The 17,852-nt window shown below is 44.1% G+C and carries 20 protein-coding genes; 1 reads left to right on the forward strand and 19 read right to left on the reverse strand.

The features are described 5' to 3' along the window. Window positions 1-67: 67 nt before the first annotated feature. From yqeK to RQP50_RS08360, 8 genes are all read right to left on the reverse strand, one after another. Window positions 68-691 (reverse strand): bis(5'-nucleosyl)-tetraphosphatase (symmetrical) YqeK, encoded by a 624-nt coding sequence (gene yqeK, locus RQP50_RS08325; protein WP_315744725.1) that lies wholly within the window; start codon window positions 689-691, stop codon window positions 68-70. A gap of 276 nt (window positions 692-967) precedes the next feature. After that, window positions 968-2,923, reverse strand: a complete 1,956-nt coding sequence (locus tag RQP50_RS08330) for a TOMM precursor leader peptide-binding protein (protein ID WP_315744728.1) — start codon at window positions 2,921-2,923, stop codon at window positions 968-970. Next, window positions 2,920-4,494, reverse strand: a complete 1,575-nt coding sequence (locus RQP50_RS08335) for a hypothetical protein (RefSeq protein WP_315744730.1) — start codon at window positions 4,492-4,494, stop codon at window positions 2,920-2,922. The genes RQP50_RS08330 and RQP50_RS08335 overlap by 4 nt, the downstream gene beginning before the upstream one ends. Window positions 4,495-4,698: 204 nt before the next feature. Next, window positions 4,699-5,433, reverse strand: a complete 735-nt coding sequence (locus RQP50_RS08340) for a YfjL-like protein (protein WP_315744732.1) — start codon at window positions 5,431-5,433, stop codon at window positions 4,699-4,701. A gap of 111 nt (window positions 5,434-5,544) precedes the next feature. After that, the gene (locus RQP50_RS08345) at window positions 5,545-6,099 is read right to left on the reverse strand and encodes a GNAT family N-acetyltransferase (RefSeq protein ID WP_315744734.1); all 555 of its coding nucleotides are present in this window, start codon (window positions 6,097-6,099) and stop codon (window positions 5,545-5,547) included. Between the two features lie 242 nt (window positions 6,100-6,341). Continuing rightward, window positions 6,342-7,220, reverse strand: coding sequence for a GNAT family N-acetyltransferase (locus RQP50_RS08350; RefSeq protein ID WP_072731153.1), 879 nt, complete (start codon window positions 7,218-7,220; stop codon window positions 6,342-6,344). A 132-nt stretch (window positions 7,221-7,352) separates the two neighbouring features. Next, window positions 7,353-7,505 carry a hypothetical protein gene (locus RQP50_RS08355; protein WP_315744737.1) on the reverse strand — a complete coding sequence of 51 codons (153 nt, stop codon included), beginning with the start codon at window positions 7,503-7,505 and terminating at the stop codon, window positions 7,353-7,355. Between the two features lie 131 nt (window positions 7,506-7,636). Beyond that, window positions 7,637-8,383, reverse strand: coding sequence for a MerR family DNA-binding transcriptional regulator (locus RQP50_RS08360; RefSeq protein ID WP_315744739.1), 747 nt, complete (start codon window positions 8,381-8,383; stop codon window positions 7,637-7,639). A 163-nt stretch (window positions 8,384-8,546) separates the two neighbouring features. Between RQP50_RS08360 and RQP50_RS08365 the strand changes: the two genes are divergently transcribed. Continuing rightward, entirely contained in the window at window positions 8,547-9,041 is a 495-nt protein-coding gene (locus RQP50_RS08365; protein ID WP_315744741.1) for a DUF6022 family protein, read from the forward strand. Between the two features lie 253 nt (window positions 9,042-9,294). On the opposite strand, the gene RQP50_RS08370 is transcribed toward RQP50_RS08365, so the two are convergent. The 11 genes from RQP50_RS08370 to RQP50_RS08420 all read right to left on the reverse strand — a co-directional run bounded on the left by RQP50_RS08370 (window position 9,295) and on the right by RQP50_RS08420 (window position 17,718). Beyond that, entirely contained in the window at window positions 9,295-9,711 is a 417-nt protein-coding gene (locus tag RQP50_RS08370; RefSeq protein WP_072731288.1) for a GNAT family N-acetyltransferase, read from the reverse strand. Between the two features lie 312 nt (window positions 9,712-10,023). Then, window positions 10,024-10,977 carry a magnesium/cobalt transporter CorA gene (gene corA, locus RQP50_RS08375; protein ID WP_072731150.1) on the reverse strand — a complete coding sequence of 318 codons (954 nt, stop codon included), beginning with the start codon at window positions 10,975-10,977 and terminating at the stop codon, window positions 10,024-10,026. Window positions 10,978-11,297: 320 nt separating this feature from the next. Beyond that, complete coding sequence (locus RQP50_RS08380; protein WP_072731142.1) at window positions 11,298-11,780, reverse strand: GyrI-like domain-containing protein; 483 nt, start codon at window positions 11,778-11,780, stop codon at window positions 11,298-11,300. A gap of 39 nt (window positions 11,781-11,819) precedes the next feature. Next, window positions 11,820-12,368 carry a GNAT family N-acetyltransferase gene (locus RQP50_RS08385; RefSeq protein ID WP_072731140.1) on the reverse strand — a complete coding sequence of 183 codons (549 nt, stop codon included), beginning with the start codon at window positions 12,366-12,368 and terminating at the stop codon, window positions 11,820-11,822. Between the two features lie 231 nt (window positions 12,369-12,599). Continuing rightward, window positions 12,600-13,046, reverse strand: a complete 447-nt coding sequence (locus RQP50_RS08390; protein WP_227775054.1) for an NUDIX hydrolase — start codon at window positions 13,044-13,046, stop codon at window positions 12,600-12,602. After that, the gene (locus tag RQP50_RS08395; RefSeq protein WP_083545318.1) at window positions 13,046-14,038 is read right to left on the reverse strand and encodes a 5'-nucleotidase; all 993 of its coding nucleotides are present in this window, start codon (window positions 14,036-14,038) and stop codon (window positions 13,046-13,048) included. The genes RQP50_RS08390 and RQP50_RS08395 overlap by 1 nt, the downstream gene beginning before the upstream one ends. 16 nt (window positions 14,039-14,054) lie before the next feature. Next, window positions 14,055-14,486 (reverse strand): hypothetical protein, encoded by a 432-nt coding sequence (locus RQP50_RS08400; RefSeq protein WP_315744750.1) that lies wholly within the window; start codon window positions 14,484-14,486, stop codon window positions 14,055-14,057. 311 nt (window positions 14,487-14,797) lie between these two features. After that, window positions 14,798-15,388, reverse strand: a complete 591-nt coding sequence (locus tag RQP50_RS08405; RefSeq protein WP_072731132.1) for a GNAT family N-acetyltransferase — start codon at window positions 15,386-15,388, stop codon at window positions 14,798-14,800. A 5-nt stretch (window positions 15,389-15,393) separates the two neighbouring features. Beyond that, a complete protein-coding gene (locus RQP50_RS08410) occupies window positions 15,394-15,891 on the reverse strand; it encodes an NUDIX domain-containing protein (protein WP_227775052.1) in 498 nt (165 codons plus the stop codon). 57 nt (window positions 15,892-15,948) lie between these two features. After that, window positions 15,949-16,317, reverse strand: a complete 369-nt coding sequence (locus tag RQP50_RS08415; RefSeq protein WP_072731117.1) for a VOC family protein — start codon at window positions 16,315-16,317, stop codon at window positions 15,949-15,951. Between the two features lie 306 nt (window positions 16,318-16,623). Continuing rightward, complete coding sequence (locus tag RQP50_RS08420) at window positions 16,624-17,718, reverse strand: DUF4303 domain-containing protein (RefSeq protein ID WP_072731116.1); 1,095 nt, start codon at window positions 17,716-17,718, stop codon at window positions 16,624-16,626. Window positions 17,719-17,852 lie beyond the last annotated feature (134 nt).

Genomic DNA, 17,852 nt, shown 5'->3' on the forward strand with positions numbered 1-17,852 from the left:
CGGTAGCAGCTAACGAAAAATGGAGTGGTCTGACGCCTACTGCGTCAGACCACTCCACATTGCAACTTCATTCCGCATTCAATTGTACATGTAATTGTTCATAAGCATCTGCAAGCCAAGGGTGGATGACCTTCAGTGTGTCCTTGCGATCCCATAAATATTGAATATAAGCAAACGCCGCATGTTCCAGCGATATTGCGAGATTATGATGTAATTCCTCGATATAAGGAGGAATGCCTTGCTGATCCCATGCAATCTTGTCGGCAACAAATAGGACAAGATCAAGCTGCGAGGCATCGGCTCGCAGCGTAGTATGGCAGCCCACCGCATCCAACACTTCGGCATCCTGAACGCCAAATATGTCCCGGGCCATCACCTTGGATAGCTTCTGATGGATGATCATCGGGAATTGCTCTTCTTCGGGCAGTATATCAATTCCTAGCTGCCTCGCCGCCTCAATGCGTTCCTCGTTAGGAAATACGGCGCTTATATCATGCAGCCATCCCCCCAATTCCGCTCTCTCCGGATCAGCATAATATAATTGCGCGATTCTTCTAGCTTCTGTCCCTACATCCATACAATGCTCTGCAGTGCCCGGGCTATGATTTGCGGTTAGAAACTGTTGAATATCCTGCTTCATATTTCCCGTGAACTCAATTTCTTGCACAAGCTTTTCAAATAATAGATGCATGATAGATATACCTCTCTCACTATGGAATGTCATCCCTATTACTCATTTATTTCTATTTTGAAAAAGAAATGGTCGGCTTCTTATCAGATAGCATTTAGAAATAGATCAAAACAGCGATTGAGCTCAACATATCCCAATCGCTGTTTCATGGAATCAACTTCTCATTCACTGATTTTACCGGTATGTTTATTTCAATACCACCTCGTTTTTGCGTCCTCATGCATGAATCATGAATAATCATTGGAGTCAATCCGAATGCCGTTCGTTCAACATCCCTTACGGAAATGGGTGCGGATAAGGGTTCAGATCCTCACGTGTAAGCTTGCGATCCACATATCCAAGTTTCATCGGTACTTCCAACACTCTGTCAATCCCCTCCAATCGACGTAGATGGTGGCCAAAAGTCATTGGAAGCATGCCTGGAATCAGCACTTTCACGCAGTGTAGGCCATTGCGTAGCGTCTCGCTGGACGATTGATCAACAACAATCACGTCTAATTGCAATCGACGGAACACTTCAAGAACTTCCTTCAGCTCTTCTGTTACATCTGTACTGACCGGAACCACTGGTGTTTGGAATTCTTCGGCAAAAGAACGGACTGGACGCTGCTCCTCTAACAGAAAGTGAAGTCTTTCCGCTGCTTCTGGCAAACTGTACAGCAAGGTATGATCTTCCATCTGCTGTACCTCATACGGATCCATAAACATAGACAGTGCTTCCGAACCACGTTCCTTCCAACGTTTTTCAACCATGGAGATCGTCCCCGCAAGTTCATGGACAGCACTCTTAGCTGCTCGTATCGGGTCAAGATGAGCTCCCGCAGAACAGACTACACTCACTTCATGTTCTGGTGTTCCCTTAGCAATCGCCCAAATGCTTGGAATCCCATTCTCCGTTGTTGTGTTGTACAACAACACCTCATATCCTAAGACAGCCTTGATCCGAAGAAGCATGAGAAGCAGCTCCTGATCCCCTGAGGAATTTGGATCTAGCCTAGGACATTGGAGCCTCGCATACCAAGTCATTAAGAAGGCATCTCGTTCAACTACCTCAAATATGCCATACAGCACCGCTTCTTCCAGACTGCCTCCTAATGCGCAGCCGTTGGAGGTTTCATACACGAAACTCCCTTCGTAGCCTAAGCTGTAATAGGCTACTAGATGAGGAACTAGAATTGGGCGCTCCTGTAAAAATGAATAACCCCACACCCATTCAATAGGGGTATCTGGAGCAAAGGAGGCAAACGGAAAACCTTCCTGTTCGTATTGTTCTTGTGCATGAAGCCCGATTGTAGCAGGATCCATAGCAATTTCCTTCAGTTGGTTGTAACTATCGAACACAACTAGACGTTTACCGCGGGGTGTGATGCCGCAATAACGTTCCAATCCCTCTAATATGGCAGCAAGCTGACTGTTCATGAACGAATGGGAACGTCCCCCTGTCACCTCATCGTAATAGCCGAGCGGGAGATTGACGACTGCATCTGCAAATACAGAAGAAAGATGCAACTCTAAGTCGTTAAATAAGCCGGATCGACGATCCCAATAGTCGTTGAACAGAACCCCCTGTAATTCATTCATGGAACGACACCGATAGCTATTATCCAGCTTGGGAGATGGTTTAAGCACAATACTCGCTGCTTCCGGCGAATCTTCTTCTAGCTGGCCGCATACTGGACAAGCACCATAAGGAAGAATATAATGCCGCGTACAGTTCAAGCTGTGCAAGTTGATCATATAAATGTGACTGTCGGTACACAGACTGTGTCCGTTTACGCATTTCGATGTCTCCTCAACAAGTAACTGAGCCATAAATCGATACCCTGTCACTTCAATGTCCGATTCAACTCGAGGGACATAGTCAGGGTTAACCAGCATCAAAAGCATGTCATTAGTTGCATTAGTATTGCTGCCCGCTATCGACATTCTAATGTCTGCGCATTGGAAGCATCCGGATGCACCTGGCCAGTTCATTGGACCAACGAACCCTTCTTCCCCACTCAAATAAGCCGATATCCACGGAATTCCCGATTGCTGAAGCTTCTCATTCATTTCCAACAGCAAGCCAAGGTTTTCTTGATCCTGAAGCACCAATGCGATGCTCATACCTGTACTTGGAATTCCTTCATTGTGATTCGTCAATCTTGTTATGTTGTAATCGCATTGATCCATTAACTGTGCATATACGACATCCGCAAGTAATCCCTCTCCAATCACCAGGACAGTGTTCACGTAGAGCCCTCCTCTCTGAGCCGCACTCCACATACGAAGAATGCCTCTGTACCCAGGAAAGAACTGCTGTGTAAATCATATATTTCGAAGCACGAATCGTTCTTCTTGTTCTTCTCCAATACTCTTTGCACCGTTGCTATCCAATAAGCAGATGTGAACGGATAGGAAATATGAGGGATTTCGGCCGTGTTCATTGAATTATCTTCTTCGCATTGAACTAGAAATAGATCGGACGCATGCCCCTCAACCTGATTTAGCGCCTTCTGAAGGGCCTGGCGAAGCGCAATTGTGAAATCTACATCCACACTTCCATACCAATTATCCCTCGAATAGGCCCATACTACCGGATAACCTAGCAGCGGCTCCCCAACCGCAATAATAGACTCAACTCCCATGATACCTAGCGACTGCAAATAATACTGACAGCGGCTGTCTGCTACATGTTCAAATCGCAGTCGCGATACGATCATCTGACTCGCTCCGTGTCGGCTGCGGTCAATACGATCCTGCAACCGTTTCGTCAAGCATGCCCTAATTCCCCGTCCAACAGCTTCAGCTGCCTCACAACCAGCACCTACACCGATAGCAGCCACATGATCATTCCCCGATACAGGGAACAGAAACGGTAATAAACGTGCCGCATACGCTTCCAATCCTGCAAGCCCCGACTCACGTCGAGCCTCTTCATGTGTCAATCCACTGCATATGATTGCTGGCAGTAGTCGGACAAATGATTCAGATGCCGGATCAATCGGCTGAACCATGCATTGTGCGAGAGGAAGCTGCACAATTCCCGCCTCTTCCCATTTGTGAAAAATTCCAATTGAAGAGGAAGTCATATCTGCGAAGCTGGTATACCAATCTGAATCATTCATTCGCTCAGTACTTGCTGTGATGATTTCATCCACTGTAGATATACGGCAAGCCGCCTTACTCCCTCGTTCAACATCGATGAGATGTGAACGAATGGAATGCCAGCTCCCTGTTAAGCTGTTCGGATCAAGAATATAGCATTGATCTCTACAATTCCCGTCTCTTCCTGCTGTCACTTCCCGATGATATTCATGCACAACCAGATTTGTAAGAATATGAAGTGCCGTTAACGAGAAGCTCTGTTGCTCATTCTCACTTCGGAACACGGTCGGGTGCAGGCTCCGCCACACCGCTTCTGGTCGTGCTGTTCCGTCCACATCTAACAATGGCCCAACTAATCCAACCCCACGTAAGGTTATCGCAGACAGAAGGGGTTTCCCCTCCAATTCACATGCATCCTGAAGGTCTCTCCATTCAGCCAAATTATCAAGTTGGGCAGCGTATAGGATAAAACGGTATGGTCGAATAATACTGCGCCAATCTTGTTTGAGATCTCTCCGTTTCATCGTGACATTTGGGGTCAATCCTCCCTGTTCGTCAGGCTCCTGATATACCGCAAATGCAACATGATCGGGAGTTTCCGTGTCAGTTGTGCAAACCGTCAGTGTGAAGTTTCCCGCTTCATGCCAGGTTTTAACCAATGAATCCAGCATGGATCCCGAGCCAATCGCAAGTACTCCTTTCTCTTGCTTAGACATAAACAATCCTCCTTTCCCACAAACACCTATATTTCATTGAATTCGATTCGCTTCGTTATCGTGAATCCGACCTAGAAATGTCATTGTTAACGTATGTCGACGTCCGCTTCACTATGACTCGCGTACAGCCCAGTCCTACTGCAACAAAAAAAGAGCTGCCTCATGTCATTAGCGTAATGACAGTTGAGACAGCTCGGCGCTCCCTTACAAGAGCTTTATGTTCTTCTTCAAATCCTCAATAGATTGGATAGGCTTGAGTTGATCGTGCTCTAGATGAAGCATTTCGGTCTTTGAGATTTCATTTTTTTGAGTCCCTTTCGTCTCAGCTGCCCTAACGAAGACACCCATTGGTTGAGAGGTTCTCACCATATCATTGATTACCTCACGCAATTGCTCCAACACATGGTCGCCTATATCGACAGACTTCAATCGAATAAACAATTCAGGAACATCCTTGGGCTTTACCGGAATGTGCACCCCGTTCTGATCCTGATCACCGCTAAGCCCTTCGGTAAGTGATAATGTGTAATATGCGTATTCAATCTGAATCGACTCAATATCTTGAAGCTTGAACAGATCAGGATGCTTTACTTGCAGTCCATCGCGAATAGATTCAGACCAATACACAAGGGTATAATCGTCTTGCAATCGCTTCCCAACATAGTTGCCCTCGGCGTCGAAGTCACTATCATCGTCCACACGAATAATCGCTTTGTTCGAATCCTTCACGTTATATACTTTCGCTGTATATACTTTAAATTTAAAATTATAAGAACTTCCTTCCGCTGCAACATCCATATTGTACTTTTGTTTCATATAATCGATTGCCTTCCGCTTTACTTCAGCATGTTTCCAAGGTAATCCTTCCATTTCCGTATAGACGAAAAACACAAAGGACAAAAGCAAGACAACAACCACAATCGATATTATTTTCTTCATGCAACACCTACCTAACCTAATTGTACACACTAGCTTCATTGTTCTCGCTTCTCCGCGTAACTGATTCGTGTACTACATGCGAGTGAGGGGTGTACAGTATCACTTCATCTTTTATATGTTTTCTGCATGATCCTTTTGAAGCTTGGCAAATAGAATAGCATCTATAAAACTGTCATTTTTGCGATAGCACTCCTGCAGCAATCCTTCTTGGTGGAATCCGGACTTCTCAAGCAGTTTTTGGGAAGCCGTATTTGTCTCAAACACATAGGCTTCGATTCGATTTAATTGCATCTCCTCAAATCCAAATGCGACTATGCGGTTCAATGCTTCCGTCATCAGGCCCTTACTCCAATGGCTTGGATTCAATTCGTATCCGATCTCGGCTTTGCAATCTGCTCTCCGCCAGTTGTGATAGCCGCAAGTCCCAATGATTCTATCCTCCGATCGAAGTGCAATTCCCCAGCGAATGCTCTGTCCTTCCTCAAATCGTTGATTCCATCTCTCTATTAATTGTTCGGCTTGTTCAATCGCCACGAAATTATCCAAGTTATAATACTGCGTTACTTCGTCCGTTGAGAAGTTCTCGAATAGATTGGGCGCATCCTCCGACCTGAGCTGCCGTAGAATCATTCTGTCCGTTTCTAATCTAGGAAATGTTGATATCATCTTGCTTCCTCCTTCAATTCTTCATGTTCTTTAATTCATCCAAGATATCCTGAAGCTGTTTCATTATCTTCTTATCATTATCAAGCTTCTTCTTGGTGTTAATTTCAATTCATACGAGTGTAGCTAAGAAGAAAAACGAAATAATAAGAGCAGACCACTCCATATTCATTTCACCTCAGTTTACATTGTCGTTGACCAGCTGCACGCGTATGGGCAAGACACTTCTGACCTAGTTCCACCCGTTATCCAAATATTTGCGCTGCAATCCCGTATAGTGTACGATTTCTTGCCGGCAGCTGTTGTGCATTCTTAATCATCACCGGAGGATGAGTCTCTCTCTCAAAACCAGCCTGTCTCAAAAGCTCGATAAATTCAGGTTGTTCCTCTGGCACATCAATACGAAGCAGCTTGCCCCGGTTACCTTCGGCCAAGTAATGAATCATGGCTGATGCCGCTTCCTGCTGTACAGCTACCACTGGTCCAAGAACGAGATACTTCGGGCCTTGAACGGCAAATCCATACCCGATCAGAGTACCTTTGTTATCCAGTACAACTACCCCCTGCTTCGCCTGTTTCCAGCGAGCAGATAGGAATGTCTCTCTGTCTGCTCCAACGGCCAACTGATCCAGTTCACGAATCCCAGGGAAGTGTTCCAACCCTAGCGGCATGGTACGCATTTCAGAGACAGAATCACTCCGATTAGATAATGTGTTGTAGCTAGAACATACAAGCTTATTGACGTACGACACGATATGATACCCCATGCCTTCATACAAAGGTCGGCCTTCTTCCGTTGCAATCAGCATTATGGTATCGCTGTTATCAACAGCGTCCATACAAGCTTGAACAACCGCCCTCCCTAAGCCCAGCCCTCTATAGCGTTGATCAACGATAACCATGCCAATGGTAGACAATCCAGGCTTGTAGGTAAGAATAGCAGCACTTGAAATAATGTCGCCTTGCTCATTGCGATGTCCCCATACCGTGCCAGATGACATAATCGTCTGAATATCCTGTTCATCATAATCCCACCCAATCGAAGCGGACAAAGCAATGAGTCCTTTAGTATCTTTCCTGTCGAATTGCTCCACAGCCAGTTGTATCCCCGTCTGCTTCTGCATCTTATCTATCACCTTTCTGTTTGCTTGAAATTGAAATAAAAAGAACCCCGCACATCAGATTAATATTCTCTAAGGCTGGGTTGTGGATAAAAATTGTGTATTCCATTATTATACATTCGATAGACGAGTAATTCAAAGCTTCAAACGGTAGAATTCACCATCCTGCGGGCGACACTCTCGCTTCAGCATTCCCATGATAATCAAGGTCTCATAGGAATGCGCCGTTCGAATACACTCTCTTAACATCCCTACTCGAAATCCCGCAGCTGCGTAGATATGCTTCACACGTACGTTATGCTCCTTCACATCCAGCCACAATTACATAACCAACCTTCCGGTTACTCATCGTGTCTATAATCAGATGAAGATAATCATCGCTTTGAATCGTGTCCACATGCTTTTCCCGAGGCCATGATCTATTCCTCAATTCCATTCTTCGAGCCTGGTTGAATGTTCCCTGTCGTAGACCTCGTCCTTGTAAACTGCATCAATTGGTAAAAATAAGATACCCCGCACATCTGGGACTCGATCATTTTATCTAAATAAGTCCTAACATTCGCAGCCACATTGATGAGCCCCTGAAGATCCGTATGTTTGACCAACGCGAGGGATTGCTTAAAATTCACAGTATCTTCTGAATACACGGAGCTTTGCAGCACTTGAATCAACCTGATTTTTAGCAAATGGGATCTACTATATCGGCGATAACAGTTGTCAGGGTTCCTATCCGCCGTTACATATCCTGCTTGCTCCCAGTAGCGGATCGCCGATTTAGGTACCTGTGTCAGTTCGGATGCTTCGTTGATGGTGAACGGCTCTTCGTCATAAGGAGAACTATTTCGTTCAGCTTGTATACGAATATCCTGGATTAACCTCTCTAATTTCTCTTTTTCCTCATATAAAACGATTTCTGTGTCCCTAATGATCCACATTGCATCTTGCGGCTTGCCTTGACGGAGACAACGAACCACCTCGGTCGTTACTTCCATTCCGAATGCCGGGGCCATCGCTTGAATACACGACAAATAGGCTGCGTGCTGGTCTGTATAAATACGGTAGCCATTCGATGATCGTTCAGCTGGAGGTATAAGGCCTTTAGCCTCGTAATTCCTTATGGTACTGGCGCTAATCATGAATCTCGCCGCCATTTTTTTGGGACGCATCCTCGACGCTTCACCTCTCCTCATAACAAGCATTCAAGATTAAACATAGTTATAAGGTTTTCAATAATAATGGTTGATATTCCTTCTTGTTTTTTGCTTAACCTTTGAATTGGCTTGCATGTAATACAATAGAATTGCATTAAAGTGAAGGAGGCGATTGTTGGTGAAGAAAGAATTTCTGGTTTTCCGGCAAGACATGACGATCGAAGAAATTAGTAAGACGGCAAACCGTTTTATCGAGTCCGAATGGAGATCATTGTACGAATCCATGCATGAACAATTGACGGCTGCTTTTGATGAAATCGAAGATGCAGCTTACGGTCTTTATTTGGATCAGCTTATGCCGTTCATATTCAAACAGCTGGAAGATGCCGGTTTCAGTACTGTGGAGAAGCTCGAAGAAAATGACTTCGTTATCGCGGAACGCTTGATTTTTCGCAACTCCCTTGAGAAATGGGGGACGGAAGACAACAGATCAAGAATATTTTGGAACGTAATCCATGACAAGCAAGGCAACGCAATCGGCACCATACTCACGGAAATTCCTCACTCCCATCTGAAATTCGACATCCCTTCTGCACCGGTCATTTACTCTCTGCAGGAGAGTCTGAAGGAGCGGATCGTGCAAGGAATCAGGCGAATTAAGGAATTAGGCTAGGCCCAATAAAATAGAGATGTATATTTCGGAAGAGAACACATCCATAAACAAAACAACTAAAACAAAGCATATATGAAACTAACGGGTTGAAACAAACAGGGAGCAGATTGCGGTATCAACTGCTTCCTGTTTTGCATTATTCGGCAGAAGGAATATATCTCCGGATAATTCTAGTTATACGCAATTTCATTCGCCTGCTCTTGAATCATTTGCTGAAAATGAAACCGTATCCTACCTCCTCTCCTCAATGCTGCTATTTCAGGCGCTTCAAAATACACAAAAATCGCTCTACGCCTGGATACTTCTCTCCAAGACTTGTAATCTCGAAGCCTACTCCCCGGTAAAAGCCGACTGCATCATTATCCGTTTCTGCTTCAAGTCTAGTGATATTATTGCTCTTCATAAATTCATTGATCATCGAGCGGCCGATACCTTGGCCTCTATGATTTTGTTTAACCGCAATATGCTGCAATACGGCTTCTCCGTACGAGTGTTTGCTAATTCCTATGAGTCCAACCAACTCCTCTTGAACCATCATTCCGTACAATTGCAGAGATTCATCGCTCTGATACATCTCAGCCTGTCTATTAATCTTCTCCTCATTAGGATACATGCATAGAGCCAGCAATTCACGCACTTGCTCCCAATCGGAAGAGCTTGCTAAGTTCATTATCGTGTCCATCCTTCATACTTCCCCCATGTAGCTCTTCTATTTTGAATACCAAGGAGAAGGTTCCATCGGATTACCCCTCCTTGAACGTTCAGAAAAATCATTCTACTCACAAATCCACAACGAATCAAAATCAACGAGAAACAATAGAAAAAAATCTCTAGCCGAACCCGCTCATGGGCTGCAATTTATTGCTAACATTATGGACAATCTTACATCGGGAGTTAGACTAACCTCTGTTCAAGCATATTCATCAGAAAATCTTGTCGTTGCTTGTCTATATTTCTTATTTCCCCAACAATAATTAGGGCCTTAATCAAACCAGCCTTTTCTTTTGAACCATGCGTACATTCCAATGCCGCCGCCAACGAGAATTCCCAAAACGATAAAATAACCCCATTTCCAATGAAGCTCAGGCATGTTATCAAAGTTCATACCGTATATTCCAACTATGAAAGTTAGTGGCATAAAAATGGTCGTTATGACAGTCAATGTCTTCATGATCGTATTCATTCGATTGGAGTTTAAGGACATATAGCTGTCTCTCATATCAGCAGTCATCTCACGGTTCGATTCAATCATTTCGGAGAGCTTCAGCAAATGGTCATAAATATCTGTGAAGTAGAGCATGTTGGTCTTTACGCCTTCGATGCGCTCGGAATTAATGATTCGGTACATCAATTCCCGCATCGGCAAGATCGTTTTTCGCAGTTTTAACAGCTTGGATCTGATTTCAAATATGTCGTTCATCACGCTTTGGATAGAGTCTTTCCCCTCTTTGGATTCAATGTCAGACAATTGATCTTCAAGCTGATAGGCCGCAGGGAAATATTGATCGACTAACTTATCAATAACCAAATGAGCCGCATACACATGGCCAGCTTCGAACAACTGCTGATTCTCCGCAATGCGATTCCATGCGTCGTCGATTTCCTGTGACGGATTCAAATGAAACGTTACAATAAAATTGTCTCCCCAAAACAAATCCACTTCTTCCGCCGCAAATGTATGAGGGTGGAGTGAGTGCAGAACAAAAAAATGAGTGTTTTCATAATGATCAACTTTCGGCCGCTGCAGCAAATGATGCAAGCAATCTTCAACTGCCAGCGGGTGGAAATGAAAATACTGCTCCAGGAGCAACGCTTCTTCAGGCGAAGGTTCATTGAAGTCGACCCAGTACCACTTTGCTTGTATCTGCTTAAGCTCCTCTAAGGTAATATCCCTTCTCAATTCTAACTTATCCGTCACAGCCAATACACGAATCATAGTACATCGATCCCCTCAAGTTAGTTAAATGACATTCAGATAAAATAGGATCCAGTTGTATTATGTGTCATAATCATAACTTACTGCGTATAAATCGGACGACCATTCAGGCGATATGCTTTCCATACCTTTTGAAAGGTGAAATACAGTCTCACTTTGAGACTCGCTCGCCATAGTTTGTACCGATTCGACCCCAGCTGATTTTGTTAGTTCATAAATTTGAGAAATCGATAAAAATGAAAATTTGTATATCCGATTTACCTTACTGACATCTAAGATTTGATTTTTGCTATTCCAAACGGCGTTCATCCCCACGCTCTTTACGATTTTGATTTTACAGGCAGCATCAACTCGATAATTTCTTCTCCTTGATCGCCTTCGACAGATACTCTTCGAATTTCAATGCCGTATGAATCAGCAAGTTCATAGGTTGATTGCTTAATCCAGTTATATAAAAAGTCATAGACTCGATAAGCTTCATGAGGTTGTCCTTGATAGGCAGCTCGAACATAAGTGCTGGCAGGAAGGGTAATCGAACTCATTCCTTCGGGGATGTTTTCTAATGAAGATACTTCTAAAGCAGCCATCCATGTGAAGGGATCCGTTCTGTAATCATAATTGGGTGGATCGATAAAGATACCAATCGAATCATTATTCATTCGGTGTTCGATTTCACTTATCCGACTTTCGAATGCATCGTGAAGCTTCGGGATATTTCTTTCTTCCCGTTCAATTGGCAAGATCGCTTGTAAAGAAACACCTACTGCCATCATCGACCCTTTATCAACAAGTATTGCCTCCATGCCCGCATCTCCCTTCAATATATAGCATTTATACAACGATTATGGAACGACAACTCCAATTTCCTTTTGGTATTTGCTATGACCGTCTGTACTCCCTACCTTCTCAAAGCCTTGTGTCACGTAATACGCATTCAACTTCTCATTATCACCAACGCAATCCAGCCGGATATACTTCTTGCCAGAAAGAAATTGCAAGCCATTCTCTACCCACGCTACGATATGCTTGCCTATCCCCGCCCCAGCATAGTCTCGTGACACGGCCAAGCGATGAATCATTACAGAATCTCCTAGGTCGGTATCAGGCCAAATATGGAGATCCCACTCTTCTGGTTCCATGAGCACACAAACCGTGCCAATCACAGTATCTCCTTGCAATACAACATAGGCAGATCCACTGTCAATGCTCGCTGTAATATCATCTCTGCCGTATCCGTCAAGAAAATGTCCCCATTGTCTTATTCCCTTGCTGTGGAGCCACTCAGCCGTCTCTAGAAATATGTTCAGCATTGCCTCAAAATGCTCAGATGTCGCCTGGCAAATCAGATATTCCTGAGCTAAGTAATCTTGCTTGATGATCGTATTCTCCATTATTGTCACCTCGTATGATGTTCCACTTATTCCTCTTCTAATAATAGGATGCAAAACAACCCACATCTAGCGAATATCGAAAGGTGGGTTGCAGTACGTTTAGTTATGCAGCTATTCAAAAACGGATCTAAGGGATAGAACTCTCACGAAGTCCTCTTTTCTTCCTATCTCAGATTTTAACTATACCACATTTTCTCACAAAACAAAAGAACGAACGTTCGTATTTTTCATTCAAATGACAGCATCAAGCTCGAACAATAAGGATAGAAAAGGAGTAACTTTACACTTGGGCAAATCTTCAATGGCAATCCAACAAGCACCAAGTGAATCCTCCCCATCTCCGCCCACTCTCAATTCATGATCATTAGGTATGTCTACATTGTAAATGATGCCAATGTGGTGGAGCTCTTCTAACGTATCCTCAGCATAGGGATAAATCAGGGTGTAGGAGAGAGCGGTTCGTATCGTTCCCGAACAATTCGCGATTCCTGTTTCCTCTTCAATTTCCCGTAGCAGCGCTGCATAGGGCTCTTCTCCAAACTCAATTCTTCCACCCGGAAGATCCCATTTACCGGTATGCGGGCCTCTTGCTTTTTTGATCAGCAGGATTTCATTATTTCTCATCATCACACCATAGACTCCAAGGTGAGTATGTTTTATTACGCGGTTCTGACTCACTACATCTCAGCCCCTTCTGTTAAGAGGATCGATGCAAGTTCTCTGCTCTGTCGTGTCTCGCCTACTGCCTCAACATTTCTTACTCCGAACGGGACGTGGACGGAAGGTGCGATTCTCGCAACTCCTTCTATATGCCCAACCTGGTCATCAAAGAAGATGTGTGGTTTAAAGATTTTCAGTACCCGCTCCTTCTCAACTCCGCCTAAGAAAAATGCTTCATCAATCCGAATATCCAGCTTTCGTAGAGTGGAAATCACCCGTTCATGCGCAGGCGCATTCCGTGCCGTCGCGATAGCTACTCTTATTTTCGGTCGATAATTTGGATTCTCAATTCTACGATTGATCTCTCTCCGCTGCAGCTTGGAAATTTCGAGAAAGAAACGCAACAATGGCCCGGCAGGGAGCGGCTCTCCCGCCTTCAACCGCTCATGCTGGTGAAACAGCTCAATTGCTCCCTTTTCATATACAGCCTCTGCCGAATCATCTGCAATAATACCGTCGAAATCAAAGGCAATACGGAGCTCTTCATCTTCCTCATCATCAACATAATCAGTCGGATACACGCAACCCGCTGGCAACCCCAACTCAACGGCCTGCTTCACATCATCCTTATTGCCAGACAAGAAGAGCGACGCATTAAAAGCATCCATATATACAAACGGATCATTTCCCGTGACGAATACCGCCCGTGTAATAGGCAGACCATAATACTCTATCGATTTGAATACGCGCAGGCCGGTATCCGGATCATTACGGGACAACAGAACGACCTCTACGGCTTGATCACCGATATCCGCATCGTTCAGACCGAGCAATCTCTTAATAAGTGGGAAAGCCACACCTTTATTCAGCACTCGCTTCTCATTCTCACGCTGATACTTCCGATATTCTTCTTCACCATGTTCCTGAAAAACAGCATCTGATTCTGTCAAATCAAACAACGCACTCGACGCTACAGCCACTACCAATTTATCTTGGATGTGATACCCCATATCATTTTCCTCTCTGCTAGATCTCCTGTCCTTTTTGGATATGCTCGCGCATTTTCTCCCCAATGATGTCATAGAACGACACGATATTATCCTCAGGACCGTTGACGATGCGTTTATATGCCTTCCCTATCGGATTGGCCTGGGCTCCATGAGCATTCAACAGGTACCCTCCATCAACCTCTTCCCATCTGCATGCTTCGCCCAGTTCAATCCTCATAATCTCTCCTACATAGATGCCCCAAATCGCCGCTATTGACCACACCTCTCGATCGAGCGGCTTAACCATATCATCATGACTCGCATAATCATTCGCGTAGTTATCCAATATGTCTTCCACCCGATGAATACTCTCGCTGCTGAAGTCCAGCGTGTGCCCCGTCTTTTCAGCAATTTGAATGGCTAGCTTCGTATGATGTACGACCATTTCATGCAAACTGTATGCTTCCATGTTGTTGTCCTCCAATTTATTCTCGTTGTCGTTATTCTCTATCTTTTCATGAACAAGCATGCCCAGGCTCACTATACTAGTTAGTTTCACAGTAACGCCTTCTGAATAAGGATGCCATTCTTCTTTCCCAGTCCGCTGTTTCTTAATGATCAACTTCTTTTACATACCCGGCCATTTGTTCCTTCCAATACTCCCAAGCAGCCAAATATTCAGGTAAATCATGCGGATGGTGCTTAATACTTAATCCGATTCGTATGTACAATTGAATCATAGCTTCCTTGAGCAATATGGACTGTTCTGATACTTAGATGCTAAACATTCATTCCTTCACACTTCTGCTTCCCAGTCCATTCAGACTTGCGCAGCTTGTAATACAAATGCGGCTGCTTGTCGATATCGATCTCACTATACTGAATAAACCCACACTTTTGGATCACTTTATTTGAAGAAATATTGTTCAAGCGTGCAACTGCATTCAGCTCAGTTACATCCGTATTCTCGAACAAATAGGTGATAAGCGCTCGCGCCGCCTGCGTCATATATCCCTTCCCGGAATAATCTTGAGAGATTGCATACGCAATTTCCCGATTCGGAGACGGCAATTCATCCTTCATCCCTGTTACGCACCATCCTATAAACGCACCTGTCTCCTTCAGCACAATTCCTAAGCGTAGGCAAAGATCACCAATGTGTCCGTCTTCTGCAACCGCCTGCAGAAATTGTTTATTTTCTACCAACTCGTAGTTGGCCATCCAATCCAACCTTTGCTCCTTCGATGCGTTCCAATCCGGTAAGAATTCCAAAATAGCAGGCTCCTGCGTTAATGCACATATAGCATCCACATCTTCCATTCGATACTCCCGCAGCAATATGTCGCCACAATCAATTGTTAACTCTGTCATTCTGGTCAGCACTCCCCTGATGATACAATGTCGCTCCCCCAGAAGGGAGTTCGATTGCCATTCTTACAATGTGTAACCGCTTCCCGAACAGGATACGGAAGCAGATTATGCTCGTCCATCTCATTGACATGAATCCAATAAAACTCCAAATGTGCTTCCATCGATCTGGGATTCCGAGTTGGATCGATATCATGTACATCAGTTATAAATAAATGATTGATTTCCTGATGATAAACATTGTTGTCTTCATAGCCCGCTTCAACCGCACCAATATACTGCTTCACTTCACACTGTAGGCCCATCTCTTCGAATATTTCACGAGACAGCGACTCCTGCATTCCTTCCCGAAATTCAACATGTCCACCAGGCAGGAACGTATTGTCCATCCCAATACAATGTGCCACTAGCAGGTATTCCCCTGATAAAATAATGCCTCTGGCTAACACATGATATTTTTGTCGCATCTCATGCTGCATTTCGAACTCAATCCTCTCCGATGTCATCGTTATATGAAGCTTTATGTAGGAATGCACTTGCGAATCTTTCATATGAAATCTCAATTACGAACGACTGGTATGTGCCAAAATATTCACAACCTTACCGAAAGGATCACGCACATAGAAGCGTCTCACTCCCCAAGGCTCATCTGCAGGCCCGTATTCAATCGGGAAACCAGCAAGCTCCATCTTTTCCAGAACAGCGTCGACAGCATCGACATCATCCACTTCAATCGACACATCCGGAACAGGCGTGTCTGAACCTCCTTGTGACGCTATACTAATCTGAACACTCATTTGAGCGTCATTTCCATAGGTAGCAATCCAACCGTGATCCATCATGAGATCAAGTCCCAATATTTCCTCGTAGAAACGCTTGGCTTCCGATAGATTCAATGCAGCTATATTGGCAACGATTCGTTTAACCGTCATAGGTACCTCCATCATGAGAAATCAGACCTTGACTCCGTATTCACCTTATACTACCATGAACTTCCTTTCTTAAAGTGTACTTTACCTACAAAAGGAAGTATATACTTTCATTCCGATGAAGCGATGATCACTATATGCATCGTAATTTTGAATTGTTTTGTATAAAAGCTTTTTCGGGATTTGGCAAAAAAACAAGCCAGAGCGTGTTGCTCGAGCTTGTCGGAATTTGATTGATTCTACTGTTTAAAATTTCTTTTTGCCCCAACGACCTAAATAGTTTTGCGAAACGATGAACTATTTCAAGTACTATGCCAAAAGTGCGCGAATCTTTTTCCTTTTTGCAGTAGAAACATCGCCGTTTGAAACGCCGACACTAAGCAAGACTGGTGAATTATATTCTTTGGCGAAGAAATCCTCTGCTTTTAATTCCGCCAATACCTCCGTACAAAGATCAAGCAACTTATCGCGGAAACGTTTCATTTTGCCATCTGATCCCAAAGCCGCACTATACATGGCAAGTTCGTTGCAAATCGGCTCGAACAAATCGAGCGTAAAATTTGTGCCTTCATAACGCCATTCGTTAGTGGCGTAAGCAAAATAATCCTTATCTGAGGGATCTTCAGCCACAAGTTTTTCGAAATGTGTTTTTGTATTTGCCGCGTCCGCTACCATAGAGCCTTCATCATCAACGTACAGGCCAAAAGAGATAATTACTTCATGTCCATGCGCTTTTATTATTTCGCGGAATGATTTTTGTGCGGCTTGTTTCAATGGTGCTTTTAATGCTGCAAAGTCAAAGGCGGGCAGTTTGGGCATAACGATAAGGTCTTTGATATATGCATCAAAAGTAGGGGCAACGGTTGTCAATTCCCAATAATATGTTTCGTTAATATTCCGCCAGTCTTCTTTTCCATTGACAGGTTCGCCGTTTTTGCCACGTCGAACTTTTCGAGTTATGAAAGCTACAGACGGCTCCCCGCTTGTCCCACACTCCAAATAGTTTAAAACAAAGAAATCATAATAAGGCGCACCCAAGATGCCGCAAATTTCCAATAGATTTGGAATGTCATAGAAGAGCGGGGGCATATCACGCGCCTTGTGTCCGGCATAGTGCGTTGGAAGACTTTCATCTCCAGGACGGTGACCGATTGCATTAATATAATCAATTTTTACATGCCGAATCGTATTGCCGGATCCATCAAGAATAGGAAAGCCATTGCGTTTAAGTAATCCACCATTTTGAGATGTGGACACAAACTCAATGTAAGAAGCGGGAAGTTTAACGCCAAGCCGTTGCTCCAACGCTGCTAATTCCTCATCGGATGGCAGTGGCAGGGTAAAATACGCTGATCCTTCCCTCTTCCATAAGTTTTTAAAATCAGCTTCAGTAAAATAACTCATCTAGGTACCCCTTTTCACAAGCATTCTTTGCGTTCACCCAAAACATCCAAAACAAGGCGTAACACAAACGTCGCCACGCAAAATATAATTATTGCCGTTCGCTAAAATTGATCTCCCTACGCCGTATTGCTTAT

It is taken from the genome of Paenibacillus suaedae (genome assembly GCF_032337355.1).
GTDB classification, from domain to species: domain Bacteria; phylum Bacillota; class Bacilli; order Paenibacillales; family Paenibacillaceae; genus Paenibacillus_B; species Paenibacillus_B suaedae.

What these genes read in the sequence shown, in the direction of transcription:
- yqeK (WP_315744725.1), bottom strand. Translation starts at nt 691, where the DNA reads ATGCATCTATTATTTGAAAAGCTTGTGCAAGAAATTGAGTTCACGGGA.
- RQP50_RS08335 (WP_315744730.1), bottom strand. Translation starts at nt 4,494, where the DNA reads ATGTCTAAGCAAGAGAAAGGAGTACTTGCGATTGGCTCGGGATCCATG.
- RQP50_RS08340 (WP_315744732.1), bottom strand. Translation starts at nt 5,433, where the DNA reads ATGAAGAAAATAATATCGATTGTGGTTGTTGTCTTGCTTTTGTCCTTT.
- RQP50_RS08345 (WP_315744734.1), bottom strand. Translation starts at nt 6,099, where the DNA reads ATGATATCAACATTTCCTAGATTAGAAACGGACAGAATGATTCTACGG.
- RQP50_RS08350 (WP_072731153.1), bottom strand. Translation starts at nt 7,220, where the DNA reads ATGCAGAAGCAGACGGGGATACAACTGGCTGTGGAGCAATTCGACAGG.
- RQP50_RS08360 (WP_315744739.1), bottom strand. Translation starts at nt 8,383, where the DNA reads ATGCGTCCCAAAAAAATGGCGGCGAGATTCATGATTAGCGCCAGTACC.
- RQP50_RS08370 (WP_072731288.1), bottom strand. Translation starts at nt 9,711, where the DNA reads ATGAACTTAGCAAGCTCTTCCGATTGGGAGCAAGTGCGTGAATTGCTG.
- corA (WP_072731150.1), bottom strand. Translation starts at nt 10,977, where the DNA reads ATGATTCGTGTATTGGCTGTGACGGATAAGTTAGAATTGAGAAGGGAT.
- RQP50_RS08380 (WP_072731142.1), bottom strand. Translation starts at nt 11,780, where the DNA reads ATGGAGGCAATACTTGTTGATAAAGGGTCGATGATGGCAGTAGGTGTT.
- RQP50_RS08385 (WP_072731140.1), bottom strand. Translation starts at nt 12,368, where the DNA reads ATGGAGAATACGATCATCAAGCAAGATTACTTAGCTCAGGAATATCTG.
- RQP50_RS08395 (WP_083545318.1), bottom strand. Translation starts at nt 14,038, where the DNA reads ATGGGGTATCACATCCAAGATAAATTGGTAGTGGCTGTAGCGTCGAGT.
- RQP50_RS08400 (WP_315744750.1), bottom strand. Translation starts at nt 14,486, where the DNA reads ATGGAAGCATACAGTTTGCATGAAATGGTCGTACATCATACGAAGCTA.
- RQP50_RS08405 (WP_072731132.1), bottom strand. Translation starts at nt 15,388, where the DNA reads ATGACAGAGTTAACAATTGATTGTGGCGACATATTGCTGCGGGAGTAT.
- RQP50_RS08410 (WP_227775052.1), bottom strand. Translation starts at nt 15,891, where the DNA reads ATGACATCGGAGAGGATTGAGTTCGAAATGCAGCATGAGATGCGACAA.
- RQP50_RS08415 (WP_072731117.1), bottom strand. Translation starts at nt 16,317, where the DNA reads ATGACGGTTAAACGAATCGTTGCCAATATAGCTGCATTGAATCTATCG.
- RQP50_RS08420 (WP_072731116.1), bottom strand. Translation starts at nt 17,718, where the DNA reads ATGAGTTATTTTACTGAAGCTGATTTTAAAAACTTATGGAAGAGGGAA.